General features: G+C 71.6%; 4 protein-coding genes. All 4 read right to left on the bottom strand.

Features of this window, described 5'->3' with window-relative positions; all coding sequences use genetic code 11:
• Window positions 1–79 precede the first annotated feature (79 nt).
• Window positions 80–727 (bottom strand): hypothetical protein, encoded by a 648-nt coding sequence (locus ACFCX4_RS35505; protein WP_376151482.1) that lies wholly within the window; start codon window positions 725–727, stop codon window positions 80–82.
• Window positions 728–960: 233 nt separating this feature from the next.
• Window positions 961–1,269, bottom strand: coding sequence for a cupin domain-containing protein (locus ACFCX4_RS35500; RefSeq protein WP_376151480.1), 309 nt, complete (start codon window positions 1,267–1,269; stop codon window positions 961–963).
• Between the two features lie 118 nt (window positions 1,270–1,387).
• Entirely contained in the window at window positions 1,388–2,590 is a 1,203-nt protein-coding gene (locus ACFCX4_RS35495) for an MFS transporter (RefSeq protein WP_376151478.1), read from the bottom strand.
• A gap of 105 nt (window positions 2,591–2,695) precedes the next feature.
• Window positions 2,696–3,046, bottom strand: coding sequence for an ArsR/SmtB family transcription factor (locus ACFCX4_RS35490; RefSeq protein ID WP_376151476.1), 351 nt, complete (start codon window positions 3,044–3,046; stop codon window positions 2,696–2,698).
• Between the last annotated feature and the right edge of the window lie 181 nt (window positions 3,047–3,227).

The raw sequence follows: 3,227 nt of genomic DNA, 5'->3' as shown, positions 1-3,227 counted from the left end.
GTACCCGGCCGGGGCCACCGCCGCACGCGTGCGCCCGCGAGGGCCGTCTCCTGGATCCGGGCCCGGGCGGCGTCGGCGCTCAGCGGCAGACGAGCCTGTTGCGCGCGAGCTCCTGGACGGTGCCGGGGGAGACCGGGGTGTCGCAGGAGACCGTGCCCTCGGTCTCGGCGTCGAAGGTGCTGTAGGTGGGGTGGGAGCCGAAGAGATAGGCCCAGAACCCGTCGCCGTTGTTGGGGTACCGGTGGTCGCGCGGCAGGCAGACGTACTCGTCGGCCTTGCCCTGGACCCGGGTGGTGCCCTTGAACACCGCGTAGTCGCCGGGGCGGGAGAAGTTCAGCGTGACCTTCTGGGACCACGTGCTGCTGCTGGACTTGGTGTTCTGGACGGAGAACCCGACCTTGACGGAGACCTTCGCGAAGAACAGCCCCGCCTCCGTGTTGATCTCGGTCGAGGCGTTGAACGTGGTGCTGACGTTCTGCACCTCGGTCACGGTGGTCTCGACGGTGCCGGTGGTACCGGGGGCTATGGTGATGCCCTTCCAGTGCGTGAGCACCGGCTCGACGACGGCGGTCGAGACCTCGTACAGCCCGTACTTGCTCACGCGGGGGTCGCACGGGCCGCCGGGCACGGCCGCGTGGGCGGTGCCCGTGCCGAAGGCCGAAGCCGCCGCGGTCAGGACGGCGAGCGCGGCGGGTAGGGACAGCCGCCGCAGGAGTGTGTGTGCCAAGAGGACTCCTCGTGAGGGTGGGTGCCGGATCGGCACACCACTGACACCTGGCATGGATCTGCCAAATCATGCCCAGGCCATCCCGACCGCACACCGACAACCTCGAACTCACCGGCCCGAAGCCAGGATTGGAAGCGAAAGGACCGGGTGCGCGCCACCGGGACCTCCCCTCCCCGCACCCACAGCGGCCGCGAAGCCCCGACCACGGGGCCGCGGGTCCCGGGGGACCGGCCCTACACCGCCCCGGGGACCTCGACGATCAGCAGGGCGCCCCGGCTGCCCGGACGGACGGCGTGCGGAACGCCGGCCGCCACGTGGTGCATGCCGCCCCGTTCCACCGTCAGTTCATCTCCCCCCGAAGTGAGTTCCAGTGTTCCGTCGAGCACGATCAGCAGCTCCGCCGTGTCGTGCGCCTCGACCGGCAGCGGTCGGCCGTCCATCCGCAGGACCTTGACGGCGGCCGTGCCCACCTGCGCGAGCAGCCGGGAGTTCCACGGGGCGGGCAGCGCGGACGCCGCCTCGTACAGGTCGACCGGGTTCATCGCACACCTCTCGGCAGGGGGAAGGGGATCACGGGGGACGGAGCTGGACGCTACCCGGGTTCCCGGGCCGATTGGTCGACCGTTCGGCAAAATCTGCGGCGCCCGGCCCCGCCGCAGGTCAGGACGGCAGCGCGGCCGGCTCCGCCACCGGAACCGGCACCCCCTCCCCCGCGGGCTCGGGCCCGAGGCGGCGGCGCAGCAGCACGGCGGCCAGTGCGGCGAGCGCGAACGCCGCACCGGCCCAGGGCAGCTGCCGGGCACCGAAGCCCGCGACGACCAGGCCGCCCACCGCGGTGCCGAGCGTGATGCCCAGGTTGGAGAAGGAGATGAAGAGGCTGTTGCCGAACTCCGGTGCGTCCCGGGCGTCCCGGGCCAGCCAGGTCTGGCTCACCACGAGCCCTCCCGAGTGCACCGCCCCCCAGAGCAGCACCGCGAGGACCATCGGCACGGCCCACGGACCGACCACCCGGACCAGGGCGTAGACGACGACGCAGAGGACGGGGAAGGCGGTCACCGTGCGGACCGGGTCGCGCTCCAGCAGCCGGCCGAAGAGGAGGTTGCCGAGGACCATCACGATCCCGAAGGCCATCAGCAGCGCGCCGACCGTCGATCCGCCCAGTCCGGTGACACGCTCCAGGTACTCGGCGAAGTAGCCGTAGACGGAGAACATGGCGGCGAAGACGAACACCACGGCCGACACGGCGAGCCAGAGCCGCGGGCGGCGGAGGATCCTCACCTGGCTCCCGTAGGAGAGGCGTTGCTCGGCGGGCATGGCGGGGAACAGGGCCAGGATCCCGAGCAGCGCGAGCAGGTTGGCGCCGGCGCCGAACCAGAACGCGGCGGCGAGGGAGAGGTGTTCGGCGAGGTAGGAGGTGGCCGGGACCCCGAAGGCGAAGCCCAGCGTCACCCCGGCGAAGACGGTGGTGGCGGCCCGGGTGGCCCGTTCCGGCGGTACCAGCCGGGTGGCGGCGGTCAGCGCCACCGCGAAGAACACGGGATGGAAGAGCGCCGGGACGATCCGGAAGGCGAGCATCACCGGGAAGCTGTCGGTCAGCGCGTAGACGGCGTTGGAGGCGGCGAACACGGCGAGCGCGGTCGCCAGGACGGTCTTGCGCCGCACCCCGGAGGCGAGCAGTGTCGCGAACGGCCCGGCGACGGCGACGACGAGTGCGAAGACCCCGACCAGCCATCCGGCCGTGGCGGGCGGCACCCCGAGATCCTCGGAGATCCGGGGCAGGACGCCGACGACACCCATCTCCGTGGTGATGATCCCGAACACCCCCAGGGAGAGGGTCAGGACGACAGGACCGGTCTTTCCCATGACTGCCTTCCACTGCCCGGCAGGACCGAGCTACAAATCTAGATAGTTAGATGGATTTTCCGCGAAAAAGGGCGCGCCCGTCCGCCGCACCTGCCCGGAGGAGGGTCAGAGCTCGTCGCGCACGTACGCGGCGAAGGCCGCGATGGTCTCCTCGTCGCGCCGGTAGAAGGTCCACTTGCCGACCCGCTCCGACACCAGCAGCCCGGCGTCCCGCAGGATCTGCAGATAGCTGGAGACCACCGACTGGGCCAGCCCGGAGCGCTCCCGGATCTCGGTCACGCACACGCCGATGTGGAACCCGACGCCGCGCTCCAGGTAGTACGCCTCGTCCCAGTACCGCTCGGGCGTCTTCAGCCACTTCAGGAACTCCGCCCGCGCGGGGTTGGCGAGCGCCTTGTGTACGGCCAGCGGATCCACCGTGCACTCCTCTCGCGAGCCGGACCCCTCGGAACGCATCCAATATTCTCGATACGAAGAAACGTGTCAACCCGGGCCACGCGGGGGGTGTGGACGGCCGGGCGGCTCCGCCCGTGCTTCGGCACCCGGGTGGTCGCGCATTCCGCACCCGCGCACCCCGCACCCGCCCGGCCCTGACGCGCCGACGGGCCGCGTCCCCGGCAGGGGCGCGGCCCGACGG

The organism is Kitasatospora sp. NPDC056327 (assembly GCF_042261735.1).
Taxonomy (GTDB): Bacteria; Actinomycetota; Actinomycetes; order Streptomycetales; family Streptomycetaceae; genus Kitasatospora.
Note: the sequence above shows the minus strand (reverse complement) of the source record. Positions and strands in the feature narration are given on the sequence as shown.